Origin of the sequence: Geomonas limicola, assembly GCF_014193675.1 — a bacterium.
Classification (GTDB): domain Bacteria; phylum Desulfobacterota; class Desulfuromonadia; order Geobacterales; family Geobacteraceae; genus Geomonas; species Geomonas limicola.
In genome coordinates this window covers 176,123-193,249 of the sequence record NZ_BLXZ01000007.1, presented here as the reverse complement: position 1 = coordinate 193,249, position 17,127 = coordinate 176,123, and the positions used below count along the sequence as shown (strand labels likewise).

The following is a 17,127-nucleotide window of genomic DNA, read 5'->3' as shown; positions in this document are numbered from 1 at the left end:
ATTCAGAGAATCGTGACGGCAAAAAAAGCACGGCACACGCGGTGTCGCTTAGATGTTATAGAGTCGCTCACCCGGAAGGATCTGGAATCCCCTGCCGGTCAGGGTGGTGATTGCCTTCGCGGTCTCGTCGAACCGGAAGATCATCACCGCGTTCTGCCCGCAGCGCTCCACGAAGGCGTACATGTACTCGACGTTGATGCCGTCGGCGTCGAGCGCCTGCAGGATGTCGGCGAGCCCGCCGGGACGGTCCGGGATCTCCACGGCGACCACCTCGGTTTTGCTGACCGTGAAACCGCGCTCCTTGAGGACAGTTCTGGCCTTTTCGGTGTCGTTCACGATGAGGCGCAGGATGCCGAAATCCGAGGTATCGGCCAGGGACAGGGTGCGGATGTTGATGCCGGCGTCCCCCAGGATGCGGGTTACCTCGGCGAGCCTGCCGAACTTGTTTTCGATGAAAATGGAGATCTGCTCAACATGCATATGATTATCCCCCTTAGGCTTTTTTCCTGTTGTCGATGACCCGCTTGGCTTTCCCTTCGCTGCGGGCGATGCTCTTGGGCTCCACCAGGCGTACCCGGCTCGTGACGCCGAGCATCTCCTTGATCTGCTTCTCGATCCGCTGGGAGAGCGCCTGGAGGTGCTTGATCTCGTCCGAGAACAGGTGCTCGCCCACCTCGACCTGGACCTCGAGGGTGTCGAGGTTCTCCTTGCGGTCCACGATGAGCAGGTAGTGCGGCTCGACCCCTTCCACACTCATGAGGATCGATTCGATCTGGGACGGGAAGACGTTGACGCCGCGGATGATCAGCATGTCGTCGCTGCGCCCGCTCATCCGGGCGATCCGGGCGTGGGTGCGGCCACAGACGCACGGCTCGTAGGTGAGCGAGGTGATGTCGCGGGTCCGGTAGCGGATCAGGGGAATCCCCTCTTTGGTGATGGTCGTGATGACCAACTCCCCTTCTTCCCCCTCGCCGAGGACCGCGCCGGTCTCGGGGTTGATGATCTCGGGAATGAAGTGATCCTCCCAGATGTGCAGCCCCTTCTTGGCCTGGTGACACTCGATGGCGACGCCGGGGCCCATGATCTCGGAAAGGCCGTAGATGTCGACCGCGGAGAGGTTCAGCTTCCCTTCGATGTCGGCGCGCATCTCCTCGGACCAGGGCTCCGCGCCGAAGATGCCGACCTTGAGCTTCAACTCGCGGAAATCGATCCCCTCTTCCTTGGCGGCCTCGGCCATGAAGAGCGAGTAGGACGGCGTGCAGGTAAGTACCGTTGAGCCGAAATCCTGCATGATCATGATCTGCTTCTTGGTGTTCCCCCCGGACATCGGGATGACCGACGCTCCCAGCCGCTCGGCGCCGTAGTGGGCGCCCAGACCGCCGGTGAAAAGCCCGTAGCCGTAGGCGTTGTGGATGATGTCGCCGCGGTGCACGCCGGCCGCCACGAAGGAGCGCGCCATGAGCTCGCTCCAGTTTTCGATGTCCTTCTTGGTGTAGCCGACCACCGTGGGTTTACCGGTGGTGCCGGAGGAGGCGTGGATGCGCACGATCTCCTCCATGGGTACCGCGAACATCCGGTAGGGGTAGGAATCGCGCATGTCCTGTTTGTAGGTAAAGGGGAGCCGCGCCAGATCCTCGAGAGAGTTGATGGAATCGGCGTTGACGCCGGCCTTTTTCAGGGCTTCCTGGTAGAAGGGAACCGACTCCTGCACCCGTGCCACCATCGCCTTGAGTCTCTTCAGTTGCAGGGCGCGCAAAGCCTCCCTGGGCAGCGTCTCGAAATCCTCGTTGAAGAACATAACTTCACTCCTATCTGACTGACTACATCCCGCCGAACGGCGCCCTTTACGCCAGCGCGCGGCCCGCCGCGAACGCCTTCAGGTTAACCTCGAGCGCCTTCTTGGGAACCATGCGCTCGATCGCCTCGAGCCAGTACTTTTCCTCGATGTTGAGCCTCTTGGAGACGGCACCCAGCAGTACCGTGTTGGCGGTCCTGGCGTTCCCCGCCTCGATGGCTACCTTCTGGCCGTCGACCAGGATGAGGTCGGGGAAACGTTCCGCGATCTTCGCCTCGAGGTTCTCCGGGTACGCCTCGTGCCCCATGAGTACCGCAGGAGGTGCGATGCACAGGTCATTGACCACCACGGTGGCACCGGGACGCAAGAGCCCCAGGCAGCGGTAGCTCTCCATCAGCTCGAAGCCGAAAAGGAGGTCCCCCTCCCCTTCCGGAACGATGGGAGAAAAGACCTCTTTGCCGTAGCGCACGTGGGACACTACCGAGCCGCCGCGCTGCGACATGCCGTGGATCTCGCTCTTCTTGACGTCGTAGCCCGCCAGGAGGAAGGTCTCGGAGAGCACCTCGGCAGCCAGCAGGATCCCCTGCCCGCCTACCCCTACCAGGAGGATGTTGGTCACCTTGTCACTCATTTCTTGGCCTCCTGGATCGCAGAAAATTTGCAGAGCTGGCTGCAGACGTCGCAACCGTTGCACAAAAGCGGGTCGATGTGGGCCTGGCCGCGCTTGCCACTGGAGGGGACCCACTCGATGGCGGGGCAACCGATCTTAAGGCAGGCCCGGCACCCGGTGCAGTTTTCGCTGTGCACCTCGAGAACCGCGCCCGGCTCGAAGACCCCATCGCGCTTGATCAGGACGCACGGCTTGTCGGTGATGATGACCGAGGTTTCCGGGCGCTCCATCTCCTCGCGGATCACCTTTTCGCACTCGGCGAGGTCCAGCGGGTTGATGGTGCGCACGTTTTTCACGCCGATCGCCTTGCACAGAAGCGGCAGGTCGATCGCCTCGGAGGGCTGGTTCATCAGGGTGTGACCGGAGGCGGGATTGTCCTGGCGCCCGGTCATGGCGGTGATCCGGTTGTCCAGGATGATGACCGTGGCGGCGCCCTGGTTGTAGACCATGTCCATGAGGCCGTTGACACCGGTGTGCAGGAAGGTCGAGTCACCGATGACGGCCACCACCTTCTTGCGCTCTTCGGGCGGCAGCACCTTGACGGCGCCGGTAGCCATGCCGATGGAGGCACCCATGCAGATGCAGGTGTCCATGGCGGACAAGGGGGGCATGAAGCCCAGGGTATAACAGCCGATGTCGCCGGAGACGTAGGCGCGCAGTTTGTTGAGGGTAAAGAAGACCCCGCGGTGCGGACAGCCCGGGCACATGTTGGGCGGGCGGCCCGGAAGCTTCTCGACCTGGGTTTCCTCCTCTTCGGGAAGACCGAAGCTGCGGCGCAGCCGGCCCGGGGTCAGTTCGCCGCAGATGGGGAGGATCTCCTTGCCGATTACCTTGATCCCCATCGCCTTCACCTGCTCTTCGATGAACGGATCGAGCTCCTCGACAACGTAGAGTGTTTCGACCTGGGCGGCGAAGTCGCGGATCAGCTGGTGCGGCAGCGGGTGGACCATGCCGAGTTTGAGAACGCTCGCCTCGGGGAGCACCTCGCGCACGTACTGGTAACTGACGCCGGCGGTGATCACGCCGATCTTGCGGTCGCGCAGTTCGCTGCGGTTGAGGGGCATGCTGCAACCGTCTTGGGAAAGCTGCACCGTGCGTTCCTCGACCACGTAGTGGCGCCCGCGCGCATTACCGGGGAGCATCACGTACTTGGCGGGATCCTTCACCAGCTTGGGCTCGGGGAGCCCGGTCACCCGCTCACCCAACTCGACCACCGATTTGGAGTGCGAGATGCGGGTGGTGGTGCGCAAAAACACCGGCGTGTCGTAGCGCTCGGATATTTCGAAGGCAAGCTTGGTAAAATCGAGGCACTCCTGGGAATCGGACGGCTCGAGCATGGGGACCTTGGCGAACTTGGCGTAGTTCCGGTTGTCCTGCTCGTTTTGCGAGGAGTGCAGCTCCGGGTCGTCCGCGGTCACCAGCACCAGGCCGCCGTTGGCCCCCACCCCGGTATAGGAAAGGGTGAAGAGCGGATCGGCGGCGACGTTCACGCCGACGTGCTTCATGGTGACGATGGAACGGGCGCCGCCGAAAGAGGCGCCGATCCCCACTTCCAGGGCCACCTTTTCGTTGGTCGCCCAGGAGGAGTTCACCTCGGGGAATTTAACGATGTTTTCCAAAATTTCTGTGGAGGGGGTTCCCGGGTAGGCGCAAGCGACTTTGACACCCGCTTCATAGGCACCACGGGCAATGGCTTCGTTGCCGGAGAGTATTTCCTTCATGGGCACAGGTCCTCGTAATCTCAAATAATAAGTCGGCGAAATATACTAGAGTATCGGGTGGGCTGTCAACTGCTTTATAGCACGTCGTTTACGATGCTAAACCCAGTATCGATGCGGCTTGGTCACCATCTAAAAGTATATCCGGGAGTGTCGTTTGCACCGATAAACTATCTCGCATCGACGAAGCTGTTTCCTTGATGACCTAACAATGTTTTAGGCATATCAAACATAGAGTGACGCCAGGATAGGAACGCTGTTGTGAGCTGTGGTGAGTACGGCAAGAAGGTGTGGTGGGATCAAAATGGGGAGCGTCGTGGCCGGGCTCCCTTGCTATTTTTGCTTCCTGGCTATACTGTGGGAGGAGTTGCCCGCCCCTACCTCTCATGGGCAACACCTATCAATGTCCGGTACCTGTCGGAGGAAAATATGAGTTACCTGATCCATTGGCTGCTGTACGCCATCGCCATCATCATCACCGCCTACCTCTTGCCCGGGGTAAGGCTCGTCGGCCCGGGTGCCGCGCTGATCGCCGCACTGGTATTGGGGATCGTGAACACCATCATAAAGCCGGTACTTCTGCTGTTGACCCTGCCGCTCAACATCCTGACCCTGGGACTGTTCACCTTCGTCATCAACGCCCTGATGATCCTTTTGACCAGCACCCTGGTCCCGGGTTTCGTAGTTACCGGGTTCTTCTGGGCGCTCATCTTCAGCCTGGTGCTCTCGGTAATAAACTACCTGCTCGGCGTTATTTTCTAGTCAGGCGGAGTGCCCATCAGCAGGCGATTCTTCGGTGTTATGTCCGAGGGGATGGTCTGGGTAACCACCGCATATCCCGCCGCCTCCAGTCGCACGGCGCGCTGCACATCGATGGCCAGCGCGCCGTCGAGCCACCCCCGTAACCCGCCACTCGCGCAACGTTCCAGATCGTGGCAGCAGGGAAGAACCGCCACACGGGCCCGCGCCGCGAGCGCCTTTTGCAGGACCAGGTCGCTCAGCGCACCGCAGGCGTGCACCGAGACCACCAGGTCGGTGTCTCCCACTGCCACCTGGTCGACATCCCCCTCCTGCAGGGTCAGTCTTCCCGCCAGCCCGGGCCAGGCCTTTTGCAGTTCGTCTGACAGCCGCCGGGCGCTCGGCGGGATGCGCCGGTCCACCGCGAGAACCCCGCTGATCGTGGGATCCATGAGCAAAAGGATCTGTCCCACCAATCCGTGACCGCAGGCGAGATCGACCACCCGCCCGCCACGGAACCGGCGGTGCACCCGCCGGGCAACCTCCCAGGCTTCGTAGAGTTCCTTTCGCGGCAGGCAACCGGTACGGCAGACCGCCCGGGCGATGGCGTCGAAAAGGGTCTCTCCACCAAAGTGCGCCAGCATCCGGTCGTTCAATCGATTGCGCGAGGCCCGGCTGAATCCCTCCTGGGCACCCTGTTGCGCCGCCGTAGCGTTTTGTTCTCCTGCCCCCTGCATCGGCGTCGTGCTTTGCTGTTCCAACCTAAACCTCCTGGAGCCTTTAGCGCTTCTGTTCTGGTGTTTGCCGGTACCACCTTTTATCACAACCCGCTTCCAGATACACTTAAGCTTTGCTGGCTGACAGGAGGCGCCATGGAACACCGGGAAGGAATCCGCCTGGGTACCTGTTCGTGGGTCGAAAAGAGCCTGATCGACAGCGGGGTATTTTACCCGCCGGAGGCGACCACGGCGGAAGCGCGCCTGAGGTACTACGCGGCCCGCTTCGATACCGTCGAGGTCGAGAGCACCTTCTATGCCCTCCCCACGGAAGCCATGGTGCATGCCTGGTGCAACCGCACCCCGCCCGGATTTTTGTTTCACCTGAAGGCCCACGGCATCCTGACCGGGCACCCGGTCGATCCGCGCCTGCTCCCGGTAGAACTCGAGGCACTGTTGCCGCCAGCCGACCGGAACGCGGAGACGGTCCGGGTCACCGATCCCGCACTCGTCAAAAACTTTGCCGAAAAGCTCAAGGAGGTGGTCGCCCCGCTGCGCAGGCTGCACCGCCTCGGCTTCATCGTCTTGCAGTTCCCTCCCTGGTTCGGCTTCCAGAAGAGGAACCTTGCCTACCTGGCGCACTGCAAGGAACTGCTGTCGGGACTGCCGATCGCCGTCGAGTTCCGGCACGGCAGCTGGCTGACCCGGCACCATGTCGACTACCTCTTCGCGTTTTTGAAGGAACACGGCATCACCTACATCACCTGCGACGAACCGCAGTTCGGCACGCTGGCCACCGCCCCCTTTGTGCCGGCCGCCACTACCGCGATAGCCTACCTGCGCCTGCACGGCCGCAACGCCGAGAACTGGCTGGACCACGCCACCCCGCGCTACGCATACCGTTACAGCCAGGATGAGCTGGCTTCATTTGCCAATGTCGCCGCTCACTTGCGGCAGAGTTGCCGCCTTGTGTTCGTCATGTTCAACAACTGCCACCAGGGGCACTCACTCGTCAATGCAGGTTCCCTTCAACAGATACTCGCCGGAAATCCACACACTGCCAGCGATAATGCCGGTTCCCTCCTTCATAAAACTTCATGTTAAATATTGCAACGTATTGAAAGCTGATATATAGTGCGGGCCGGCACTACTGGATACAGCGTGTTTTTTGCTGTTTCCGTAACCTCGTTGGCACCGAAACTATCTTGGGCAGCGCTGACCTCGTAGAGAAGGATGGAACTGAGACCTTATGACCGATCCTAACATCAGCACAGCAGCTGAATCGGCAAGAAGAGTGAGCTGGGCAGTTAGTGACCAACGCGGTTTTACGCTAGTTGAGTTGCTGATGGTCTGTATCATCCTGGCCGCACTCGCCATCATGATCTTTCCAGCCTATGCCCAGATAAAGATTAAGGTACAAAACGTCCGGGCCATGGAGGAGATCCGCAGCATCGAGAAGAGTATCAGTGCCTACACGCTCGATCATGCAGGTACCTACCCCACCGACCTTCAGGCTCTGAACCTGGGGACCATGAAGGATCCCTGGGGTACCCTGTATGTCTATCACCCGCCCCTCGCCCCCTACCCCGACCCCAACGACGCGGAGGTTACCGGGCCGTTCAACATCGCAGGGAAATCCCTCAGCGACGACTTTGACCTCTACAGCAAGGGTCCGGACGGACACACCAGCCCCGATGCAACGGACCTGGTTTCCCTGGACAACATCGTGCGCGTCAGCGAGGGGGGCTGGGTAGGTGTGGCAAGCGACTTTGTCCCCTAACCTGCTCTTGGTCTACACGTTCAAACAGATCCTTTTGACAAAAGGTACCCGATATGAAGTGCACCTGCCCCAAATGCCAAGCTGAAATCGAAATGGACGTCCCGGAGGAAATTCCGGAAGCGGGAACCGTCGCACCCTGCCCCGCTTGCAACGTCAAGTTGAACATCTACCGGGAGTCCTTCGGCAGCAGGGCCCTGCACCGGACCGGTAACGTTTCCTGCGCGGTCTGCGGCGCGGAACTCGGTCCGCACCTGCACTGCCAGACCTGCGGTGCCTGCTTCCCCGATTTCCTGGTCGCCCAGGTAGGGAAACGCAAAGCCCGGCGCCAAAGTAAAAAGCTCTCCCTCTCCTTCAGCCCGTTGCCCGCGCGACAAAAACGCGCGGTTCAGCTGCCGAGCCTGGACGCCGCGCTGCACCCCGAAGCCGTCAAGGGTCCCGCCCGCAAAGGGGCCGGCATGCCGAAGACGCTGCAGCTTGCCATCGCCCTGGCGGTCATCATCGCGCTGGGAGTCGGGGGGACCTTCTACTACTTCAAGATGGAAGCTGAGAAGAAATACGCCAAGAACTACGCCCTGGCCGCCTTCTGCCTGCAGGCAGGCATCGAGCGCGCCCAGAAGACCGGCGTCAGGATGGCTACCGAATGGAAACAGCGCCAGGATGCCGGGCAGTCCTACACGCCACGGCTGAGCATCGATGACGAGCGGGGCTTTGGGCTTGTGGAAAGTAAACTCGACCAGGCCATGGGCAAGCTTGGCAAGGCGCCGGAATCCTTCGGCGACTGCACCCCGGCTCTCGGCAAGTTAAGGACGGTGTACGACAAGTGGCACGGCCAGGTGCAGACACCAGGCAATTCGCTGCAGGCCTTCAACGACAACAGCGCCAAGATCGAACAGGAATACAACAAGGCGATCCGGGATTTCAAAACCAGCCTGCCGGGTAAAATGCGGGAGGAGCTGACCAGCGCGAGCGTCAAGCTGAAACTCCTGCGCCCCCTGGTGATGTAGCCCACACCACACCCCAATTGCGACAAAAAAAGGGGATCCCCGTCAGGAGATCCCCTTTTTTCGTGTGCGCTGCCCCAGGACCGGTGCGGCGACGGTTATTTCCCGCCGCTGCTCGCCCCGCCGGCCAAAAGATCGTTCACCACCACACCTGCCATGGTAAGCCCGAAGATAGACGGGATGAACGAGACGCTCCCCAGGATTACCCGGCGGTGCTCGCAGGAAAACCGCTGGTCGTCCTTGTTCGGGCAGATGCAGTTCCCCTTGCAGCCGCCATCCTTGATCTGCTGTTCCCGGTACTCTTCCGTCGAGTAAACCACTTTGACATCCTGGGTGATCCCCTGTTTTTTGAGCAGCTTCCGGACCGAACGCGCCATCCGGCACTTGGTGGTCTGGGAGATGTCGGCGACCTTGATCTGGGTCGGGTCGAGCTTGGCTGCTGCTCCCATGCTGGAGATGATCGGAATCTCCCGCTCACGGCAGGTTTTTATCAGGTGCAGCTTGCTGGTGATGTGGTCGATGGCGTCCACCACGTAGTCGTAGCGGTCCCCCAGGAGGAACTCGCTGTTCTCCGCGGCGTAGAAGTCCTGAAACGGCACGATTTCGGCCTGCGGGTTGATGAGTCTCAGCCGCTCGGCCATGACCTGCACCTTGGCCTTGCCGACCGTACCATCCATGGCGTGCAACTGGCGATTGACGTTGGTGAGGCAGATGTCGTCGAAGTCGACGAGGACCAGGCGACCGATACCGGCCCTGCAGAGGGCCTCGGCGGCGTAGCTGCCGACTCCTCCCAAGCCGAAAATGGCGACGCTGGCTGCCTGCAGCTGGTTGAGGCCGGCCGTGCCGACCAGAAGTTCGGTTCGTGAAAAACGGTGCAACGTTGACATGTCGATCCTTTGTAGAAGTGGCAGTTGACGGGCCGGTACGCTCCAGCCTAGGGCCAGGGTCGCTCGGCAGCAGAAAGTATGGCACAGCGGCCCCTCACATTAAAAGTAAAAGTTTTCCCCGTCCTCGCCCCCATGCAGAGGCCCCACCGGAAGGGAGGTGGCCCGGCAGTTGACCGCCGCACCGGAACCTGCTGCCGTAGAGACGGCACAGCTCAAAAGGAGGCTACAGTATCGCTTTGATGGTGGTTTTACGGGAAACTTCCGCAGGTAATTAAGGGCTGACTCGGCAGGACCCGCGACTCGATCAGGAGAGTCGGGGCGTCAACGGCGGGGGAGCGGGTTCCCCGATTCGGTGCGGATTCTCTCGAAGCCTTCCTCCCGGGCTACCTGCTCGTCGTAGGTATAAAAGATCGCGTAGCTGCTGCCGATGCCGTGGGCATCCAACTGTACCCCCTTGGCCTCCCAGCGCTTGAACAGGGCGACGGCAGCCTCAAAGATGGTGATGCAGTCGTCGATGGATTTGGCCTGGCTCAGGTCGATCTTGTACTGGTGGACGTGCTCGTAACGAATGACTGACATATCCCCTCCCTCTCACCAGCATTGCGCCGCGCTAATTGTAGCGTGGTTCGGGAGGGAGGCAAAGGTGTGCCTCGTTTTTTCGCCGTCTGTCAGCGCGGCAGGAAGTTATGACAGGGAAACAACGCGCCCTATCATGAGGTACCGCAGGCGACCCGGCGCATCAACCTAGCGCGCGCTGTCGTAGAGTTCCTCTGCCTGGGCTGCGCTTACCTTGATCCCTTGGCGCTCCAACAACTCCCCGGTCACCCGCCACAAGGTAGTCAGGGCATTGTTGTAATCGACCAGCGCCTGGATCTGGCTCGCCTTCGCATTGACCAGGTCGTTCTCCACGTCGAAGACGTCCTTGGTGGTGGCGAGCCCCACGGCGTTCTTGGTCCGGAAGGCCCGCAGGCGTTCTTCGGCGTAGGCGGTACCGCGCGAGGTGACCTCGATCTGCCGGAAGCTGGTATCGACCAGGCGCAGGGCAGCCCGGACCTCGTTCACCACCCCCGATTCGAGGTTGCGCAACTGGGTCTGGGCCTGTTCGAGCGCGAGCTTACTCTTGATGTAGTCGTTCTCCGCGGCACGGTTGCCGATCGGATAGCTGAACTGCAGCCCGATCCCCCAGGTGGGGAAGTCGGCCTTGGCGGTTCTCTCGTAGGCGCCGAGGAAACGGGGATCGTACCCCTGGAAGCCGAAGTTGGCGTTCACCGAAAGGTCCGGCAGGGTGCGGTTCCTGGCGACCCGGCGCTGCAGCTCGTCAACCTGCAGGGTCACCCGCTGGGCGGCGAGTTCGGGACGGCTGGCAAGTGCCCGGGTAAGCGCCTCCCCCTCGGCTATGGTGATGAACTCCCGGATGGGGGGCTCGGAAGTCTCGATGTCGCCGCCACCCTCCAGTTGCAGGCTCTGGCGCAGCACGTCGACCTGGTCCCGCACCGCCCGCTCGGCATCGATGACGTCCTTTTCCCGGGCCGCTGCGCTGAACTCGGCGTTGAGGATCTCCATGGCCGGCAGCACACCGGCCTTCACCCTCCCCCGGGTCTCCTCGAGAATCTTGTTGGCGAGGGCGAGCGAGGTCCGCTTGACCTGCAAAACCTCGCGCAGGTTGTAGAGCCTGAAATAGTCATTACGGACCTGGGCCACGGTGTCGGTGAGCTTGGTCTGGTAACGGGCCAAGGACCCCTCTTTGCCGAACCGGGCGACCTGGATAGTGAGTTCGGTGTTCTCGCGGCCGAAGTTGCGCAGCAGGGGCTGGCTGGCGTTCAGCGTGAGCCCGTTGTTGTAGTAACTGTTCGAGTTGCTGATCCAGCCGGAACTGGCGTTCACCCCGAGCGTGCCGCCGGTGGGGAGCAGCTCGCTCACGCCGGCGCTGGCGGTGAAGGTGTCGATGTTGATCGGCGTGAAGAAAAAGGTCTCGGTCGTGGAGGACCGGCTGTAGTTCACCGAGAGGTTCAGCGCAGGGTCGTAGATCCCGAGGGCACGGTAGATGTCGGCCTGGGCCTGGGCGGGATTGTAGAGCTCGACCTTGAGGTCGAGGTTACGCTGGAAGCTCAGACGGACGGCGTCGTTCAGGGTAAGCCGGACCGGTGCGGGTTCGGCGCAGACCGGCAGGGCCAGCCCCATGAAGAGTGAGCCTGCCAGTACCCCCGCCGCGATGCGTGTCATGGTCATCATGGATCCTTTCCTCAAAAGCCCCTACTCGTAGCGCAGGGCCTCGATAGGGTTGAGCGACGCTGCCTTGCGTGCCGGATAAAAACCGAAGAAAACCCCGACGCCGGCGGAAAAAGCGAAGGCGATAGCGATGGTCTGTACCGAGATGAGGGTCGGCCAGCCGACGATGGAGGCCACCAGTTGGGCGCCCCCCACCCCCAGCAGCATGCCGATGATCCCGCCACAGGTGGTCAGGAGCACCGCCTCGGTGAGAAACTGCAGCATGATGTCCCGCTCCTTGGCGCCGATCGCGATCCTGATCCCGATTTCCCGGGTCCGCTCCGTGACCGATACCAGCATGATGTTCATGATGCCGATGCCGCCCACTACCAGGGAGATGGAGGCCACCGCGCCGAGTAAGAGTGACATGACCCGGGTGGACTGCTCGGACACCGCCAGGAGCTCGGAGAGGTTCCGGATGCTGTAGTCGACTTCCCGGCCGGGACCCACCCGGTGCCGCTGGTTCAAAAGCGCCACCACCTCTTCCTCGGCCTTTTTGAGCGTATCGGCGCTGCGCGCCTCGATCATGATGGCCCCGACCGCGTTCGGGAACTGGCTCCCCAAAAGCTTGCGCTGCGCCGTGCGCAACGGTACGTAGATGACGTCGTCCTGGTCCTGCCCCTGCGGGGACTGCCCCTTGCGCCCCAGGAGGCCGACCACCGTGAAGGGGATCTTCTTGATCCGGATGATCTTTCCGATCGGGTCGGCGGAACCGAACAGGTTATCCGCAACGGTCTGTCCGACCAGGCAGTTCTTCGAGGCGCCGTCCACGTCGGACTGGGAGATGTTGCGACCGGCGACCAGGGTCCAGTCCCGGACCGCGATGATTTCCGGAGTGACGCCGAGTACCACGGTGGACCAGTTCTGGTTGCCGTAGACCACCTGGGCGGAGCCGCGCACGGTCGGTGCCACCTCGGCCACCGAGGGGCACTCGGTGCGGATCGCCTTGGCGTCGTCGTAGGTGAGGCTCTGGGCGCCGCCGGTGCCGCTGCGCATGCCACCGCTGGTCAGGGACCCCGGGAGCACCAGGAGCAGGTTGCTGCCGATACTGGAGATCTGGTCCGAGATCATCTTGCTGGCACCCGAGCCGATGGCGACCATGATGATGACCGCCGCAATGCCGATGATGATCCCCAGCATGGTGAGCAGGGCACGCATCTTGTTGACCCGGAGCGCCCGAAGCGCGATGAGGAGGCTCTGCAGGAAGGTGCTCATGATCCCTCGCCCTCCCCTGACCCGGGACGGGTCGCCCTGTCGCTGCGGGTGTCGGACACGATTAAGCCGTCCCGGAAGACGATCTGCCGACCGGTGAACGCGGCCACCTCGGGTTCGTGGGTCACCATGACGATGGTTATCCCCTGGCGGTTCAGTTCCTGGAAGATCCCCATGATCTCGACCGTGGTCGTGGAATCGAGGTTGCCGGTCGGCTCGTCGGCCAGGATGATGGACGGCTGGTTCACCAGGGCCCGGGCGATGGCCACCCGCTGTTGCTGGCCACCCGAGAGCTGGTTCGGAAAGTGCCCCTCGCGCCCGGCAAGCCCCACCCTGGCCAGGGCCTCCTGGGCGAGCGCGCGGCGCCGACCGGCCGGCACCTGGGCGTAGACCAGCGGCAACTCGACGTTCTCACGCGCCGTGGTGCGCGCCAGCAGGTTGAACCCCTGGAAAACGAAGCCGAGCTTCTTGTTGCGCACCTCGGCCAGCTGGTTCCCCGACAGCTCTCCCACGTTCACCCCGTCCAGAAGGTAAGCCCCGCTCGTCGGTACGTCGAGGCACCCAAGGATGTTCATGCAGGTCGACTTGCCGCTCCCCGAGGCCCCCATGATCGAGACGAACTCCCCGGGAGCCACGCTGAAGGAGACCCCCCTGAGCGCTTCGACCTTCTCCTCGCCCATGGTGTAGACCTTGGCGACCTCCTCGAGACGGACCACCTCGGCCATCTAAAACCTCGGTCCCATGGGCGGCCCCATGCCGGACTTCTTGGCGGTGCTCACCTGCTCGACGACCACCTCGTCACCCTCTTTGAGAGATCCCGATACCAATTCGACGAAGCTGCCATCGGAGATCCCGGTTGACACGAAAACCGGCTCCGGTTGCTGCCCCTTGAGGATATAGACCTTCTGGGTGGGCCTTTTTTGGGCGTCGCGACTGGAACTGGCGGCGGCCGGACCCTGCTTGGAACCGGCTGCGGCTCCGGTGAAAGGGGCTTGCCCCGCGCTGGGCTTCTCGTCCTTCCCCAGTTTCGGTTTGAAGCGCAAGGCCGCACTGGGGAGCTTCAGCACCCCCTCTTTTTTCTGGGTCTGTACCGACACGTTCGCGGTCATGCCGGGCTTGAGACGCAGGTCGCGGTTGTCCACGGCGATCACCGTGACGTAGGTCACCACGTTTTGGTTCACGACCGGGGCGTTTCTGATCTGCACCACGGTCCCGGCGAACTGCTGGTCGGGATAGGCATCGACTGAGAAGGTGGCCTGCTGACCGACCTTGACGCGGCTTATGTCCGACTCGTCGACGCTGGTATCGATCTGCATCTTGGTGAGGTCCTGGGCGATGGTGAAGAGTGTCGGCGTCTGAAAGGAGGCGGCGACCGTCTGGCCCACGTCGACGCTGCGGGATACCACGATGCCGTCCACCGGCGACCGTATGGTCGAATAGGTGAGGTTGGTCTGCGCCTGCTTCAGCGCCCCCTTAGTCTGGACGAGAGAGGCCTGGGCCGCGCTCACCCCGGCCTGCGCCGCATCGTAGGCGGTCTGGGCGGCATCCAGGTCGCTTTGGGCGACGATCCCCTGCTCGAGCAGTTGCTTGTTACGGGACAAGGTACGCTGGGCATCGGCCAGGGTAACCCGGGCCTTGGCCAGATTGGCCTCCGCGCTCAGGACGTTGCCGGTCGCCTGCTGCACCGCGGCACCGAGCAACGCGGGGTCGATCTGGGCAATAGGCTGCCCCTTTTTGACCGGCGAGTTGTAGTCCACGTACAGCTTAGCGAGGGTCCCCGAGACCTGGGTGCCGACCTGGACGGTAACCACGGCATTGAGGGTACCGGTCGCCGAAACGGCGGAGAGGATGCTTCCCCGCTCGATCCTGAGGGTCTTGTACTGCGGTTTGGGGGGCTGCTTCAGGAAGAAGTATCCGGCGCCGCTCAGGACCGCCAGCGCCACCACGATGGCCACGATTTTTTTCACGTGCGACCTCGGCACAGCCAGCAAGGGTCCTGACGCGCTGGCTTGCAAGAAGATAACGATTGCCGACGGCTCCGCTCGCCATGCTTCCCGTTCAGGAAGTCGGCAACGGCGGGCCGGGAGGAGCCTCAGAGAACCTGCGGATACTAGCACAGCGGGTCTCGATTATAAAGGGCGTTTTGCTCCCGGCTGCGCGCCCCTGGTGGCCTTCTGCTTGCCAGTTGCACACTCTGGGCGCCGCCGGCGCTCCCAAATAGAGCCCCGCTCCCCCTTTCCCCTACCGCATCCTCCGTCCCGACATCCTCCGCACGCCTACAAACTCCGGGAAAAAGCTCTCAGGTCTTACAGAAATGTTCATGCATCACATAAATGATTAGGTGTAAATAACTGTATTTGTGTTGTTTTTATATTTTCACTGAAGTAGTATGCCGCAACATTAAAACAAGAGACGGTGGAACGTTACTACGAAGAGAAAGTGAATCCTAATCATTGGAGTAGATCTGCATGCTGAAGAAACTCATAGCCGGACTCGTCTTACTCAGCAGTACCGTATCTTGTCTATCAGCACATGCAGCATCACAAGATGATCCTGTTCCGGTAACTAGTTCAGCACCCCTTCCAGCATCGGAGCCACAGGAAGAAAATCCGGATCTCAGTGTAGCTGACGGTTCCAGCAACCTCGACCTGAAATACATCAAGAGCTATCTGACAGACTCTGCCCAAATTGTCACGATGCCATTTAATTGGGACAAAAAAGACTGGCTTAAATTGGGTCTCGTGGTAGGTGCCACCGGCAGTTTGATGCTGCTGGACCAGAAGATAAAGAACTTTTCCCAGAATAACCAAAGCCAGGTAGCGTCAAAATTTGCCATACTCGGCAACGACCTGGGGAACGGCGCCTACACCCTGCCCGCCGTCGGTTCGTTTTACCTCTACGGGTACCTGGCTGACGACAGCAAGGCACGCAAGACCTCGCTGCTCGCCCTGGAAAGCTTCGCCCTTTCGGGACTCCTCACCTCCGGCCTCAAGGTGTTGGCCGAGCGCCACCGTCCGAGCACCGGCGATCTTCCCACCACCTGGGACGGTCCCCGCATCAGCATGAAAAACCTTTCCTTCAGCTCGGGACACACGGCTTCCTCGTTCTCCATAGCCACCGTTTTCGCGGAACAGTACAAGGACCACGCCTGGGTCCCGCCGGTTGCCTACAGCCTTGCCGCCTTGACCGGGCTCTCCCGGATCTACTCCAATGCCCACTGGAGCTCGGACGTCTTCTTCGGCGGCGCCATCGGGTACTTCATGAGCAAGGCCATCCTGAAACTCCACAAGGATGACGGCAAGGCCGCCAATCACCTGATGATCCTTCCCTCGGTCAGCAAAGAGATGACCGGGGTACGCGTCAAGTACGACTTCTAGCACTCAGGGTGCCGCTGCCTCCCGTACCGCAGCGGCGCCTTTCCCCCTCCCCCCCCTCGCAGTATCTTCATGTGTTCCCCGCAAAACCACCAACCGCTCCCGTTAGTGCCAAGTCGCTGCTGACGCCGCTTGAGCAGGTACCACGCAACGCTCGCCACTCGGTAAGACACAGGCAGTCCTTAGTATTATTAATTGACACCAATTGTTAGCCGGGTAAAATTTCCGAGTCATCGAAAACATCCCAAATACTCGACAAGAAGGAGATAGCTATGGCGTACGAGACCAAAGACTACTCGAAGCTGATCGGCATGACGGGATTCAGCGAAACGCTGCTGCGTAATCACTTCACCCTCTACCAAGGGTACGTGAACAACACGAATACCCTGTGTGATGCGTTGGTCCGCCTGCGCAATGAGGGGAAAGGGGCGACTGCAGAGTTTTCCGAATTAAAGCGGCGCTTTGGTTGGGAATTCAACGGCATGAGGTTGCACGAGTACTACTTCGAGAACCTGGGCGGAAACGGTCAGCTCGGCACCGGCGGCACCCTGGCGACCAAACTCAACGAACAGTTCGGCAGCTACGAGGAGTGGATGCAGGATTTCAAGGCGACCGGCGCCATGCGGGGGATCGGCTGGGCCATCCTGTACCTCGATATCCAGGCGAACAAGCTCCTCAACGTCTGGATCAACGAGCACGACGTGGGGCACCCCGCCGGCTGCGTTCCGATACTCGTTCTGGACGTGTTCGAACACGCCTTCCTTACCGATTACGGACTGAAACGCGCCGACTATATCTCCGCCTATTTCCAGAACATCGACTGGGAGGCGGCCGAAAGCCGGCTTGCCCAGGCCCGCAGTTGACCTGACCTCCCACAAGACCAGCCACGGGCGACTTATTCAAGATTCCGCGCCTTCCGGGGGGAGCGAAAAACTCCCCTGCCATCCTCCAGACTCAGGACGAGACCA

The 17,127-nt window shown here is 61.4% G+C and carries 17 protein-coding genes; 6 read left to right on the top strand and 11 right to left on the bottom strand.

Annotated features, from left to right (window positions below; genetic code table 11):
* Positions 1-48: 48 nt before the first annotated feature.
* Genes H7688_RS17295 through iorA form a run of 4 tightly spaced genes read right to left on the bottom strand, consistent with a single transcriptional unit; the run spans position 49 to position 4,186 of the window.
* Positions 49-480 carry an ACT domain-containing protein gene (locus tag H7688_RS17295; RefSeq protein ID WP_183362445.1) on the bottom strand — a complete coding sequence of 144 codons (432 nt, stop codon included), beginning with the start codon at positions 478-480 and terminating at the stop codon, positions 49-51.
* Between the two features lie 13 nt (positions 481-493).
* On the bottom strand, positions 494-1,798 hold the full coding sequence (locus H7688_RS17290; RefSeq protein WP_183362444.1) for a phenylacetate--CoA ligase family protein: 1,305 nt from the start codon (positions 1,796-1,798) through the stop codon (positions 494-496).
* A gap of 46 nt (positions 1,799-1,844) precedes the next feature.
* On the bottom strand, positions 1,845-2,426 hold the full coding sequence (locus tag H7688_RS17285) for an indolepyruvate oxidoreductase subunit beta (protein ID WP_183362443.1): 582 nt from the start codon (positions 2,424-2,426) through the stop codon (positions 1,845-1,847).
* Positions 2,423-4,186 (bottom strand): indolepyruvate ferredoxin oxidoreductase subunit alpha, encoded by a 1,764-nt coding sequence (iorA, locus tag H7688_RS17280; protein ID WP_183362442.1) that lies wholly within the window; start codon positions 4,184-4,186, stop codon positions 2,423-2,425. The genes H7688_RS17285 and iorA overlap by 4 nt, the downstream gene beginning before the upstream one ends.
* Positions 4,187-4,612: 426 nt before the next feature.
* Here iorA and H7688_RS17275 point away from each other — a divergent pair, with 426 nt between their 5' ends.
* Positions 4,613-4,945, top strand: coding sequence for a phage holin family protein (locus tag H7688_RS17275; protein ID WP_183362441.1), 333 nt, complete (start codon positions 4,613-4,615; stop codon positions 4,943-4,945).
* On the opposite strand, the gene H7688_RS17270 is transcribed toward H7688_RS17275, so the two are convergent.
* On the bottom strand, positions 4,942-5,682 hold the full coding sequence (locus H7688_RS17270; protein ID WP_281379507.1) for a methyltransferase: 741 nt from the start codon (positions 5,680-5,682) through the stop codon (positions 4,942-4,944). The genes H7688_RS17275 and H7688_RS17270 overlap by 4 nt on opposite strands.
* A 111-nt stretch (positions 5,683-5,793) precedes the next feature.
* Between H7688_RS17270 and H7688_RS17265 the strand changes: the two genes are divergently transcribed.
* From H7688_RS17265 to H7688_RS17255, 3 genes are all read left to right on the top strand, one after another.
* Positions 5,794-6,741, top strand: coding sequence for a DUF72 domain-containing protein (locus H7688_RS17265; RefSeq protein WP_183362440.1), 948 nt, complete (start codon positions 5,794-5,796; stop codon positions 6,739-6,741).
* Between the two features lie 145 nt (positions 6,742-6,886).
* On the top strand, positions 6,887-7,417 hold the full coding sequence (locus tag H7688_RS17260; RefSeq protein WP_371873203.1) for a type II secretion system protein: 531 nt from the start codon (positions 6,887-6,889) through the stop codon (positions 7,415-7,417).
* 92 nt (positions 7,418-7,509) lie between these two features.
* A complete protein-coding gene (locus H7688_RS17255) occupies positions 7,510-8,421 on the top strand; it encodes a hypothetical protein (RefSeq protein WP_183362438.1) in 912 nt (303 codons plus the stop codon).
* A gap of 95 nt (positions 8,422-8,516) precedes the next feature.
* Here H7688_RS17255 and H7688_RS17250 read toward each other — a convergent pair whose 3' ends face one another.
* The 6 genes from H7688_RS17250 to H7688_RS17225 form a co-directional block, all read right to left on the bottom strand.
* Entirely contained in the window at positions 8,517-9,305 is a 789-nt protein-coding gene (locus H7688_RS17250) for a tRNA threonylcarbamoyladenosine dehydratase (RefSeq protein WP_183362437.1), read from the bottom strand.
* A gap of 321 nt (positions 9,306-9,626) precedes the next feature.
* The gene (locus H7688_RS17245; RefSeq protein ID WP_183362436.1) at positions 9,627-9,884 is read right to left on the bottom strand and encodes a hypothetical protein; all 258 of its coding nucleotides are present in this window, start codon (positions 9,882-9,884) and stop codon (positions 9,627-9,629) included.
* 165 nt (positions 9,885-10,049) lie between these two features.
* Positions 10,050-11,537: a TolC family protein gene (locus H7688_RS17240; RefSeq protein ID WP_246329862.1), complete on the bottom strand. Its 1,488-nt coding sequence runs from the start codon at positions 11,535-11,537 to the stop codon at positions 10,050-10,052.
* Positions 11,538-11,558: 21 nt separating this feature from the next.
* Entirely contained in the window at positions 11,559-12,788 is a 1,230-nt protein-coding gene (locus H7688_RS17235; RefSeq protein WP_183362435.1) for an ABC transporter permease, read from the bottom strand.
* A complete protein-coding gene (locus H7688_RS17230) occupies positions 12,785-13,510 on the bottom strand; it encodes an ABC transporter ATP-binding protein (RefSeq protein WP_281379506.1) in 726 nt (241 codons plus the stop codon). Before H7688_RS17230 ends, H7688_RS17235 begins: the two co-directional genes overlap by 4 nt.
* Positions 13,511-14,752, bottom strand: coding sequence for an efflux RND transporter periplasmic adaptor subunit (locus H7688_RS17225; RefSeq protein ID WP_183362434.1), 1,242 nt, complete (start codon positions 14,750-14,752; stop codon positions 13,511-13,513). It lies immediately after the preceding gene.
* Between the two features lie 729 nt (positions 14,753-15,481).
* Here H7688_RS17225 and H7688_RS17220 point away from each other — a divergent pair.
* On the top strand, positions 15,482-16,162 hold the full coding sequence (locus H7688_RS17220; protein ID WP_183362433.1) for a phosphatase PAP2 family protein: 681 nt from the start codon (positions 15,482-15,484) through the stop codon (positions 16,160-16,162).
* A 269-nt stretch (positions 16,163-16,431) separates the two neighbouring features.
* A complete protein-coding gene (locus H7688_RS17215) occupies positions 16,432-17,022 on the top strand; it encodes a superoxide dismutase (protein WP_183362432.1) in 591 nt (196 codons plus the stop codon).
* Positions 17,023-17,127 lie beyond the last annotated feature (105 nt).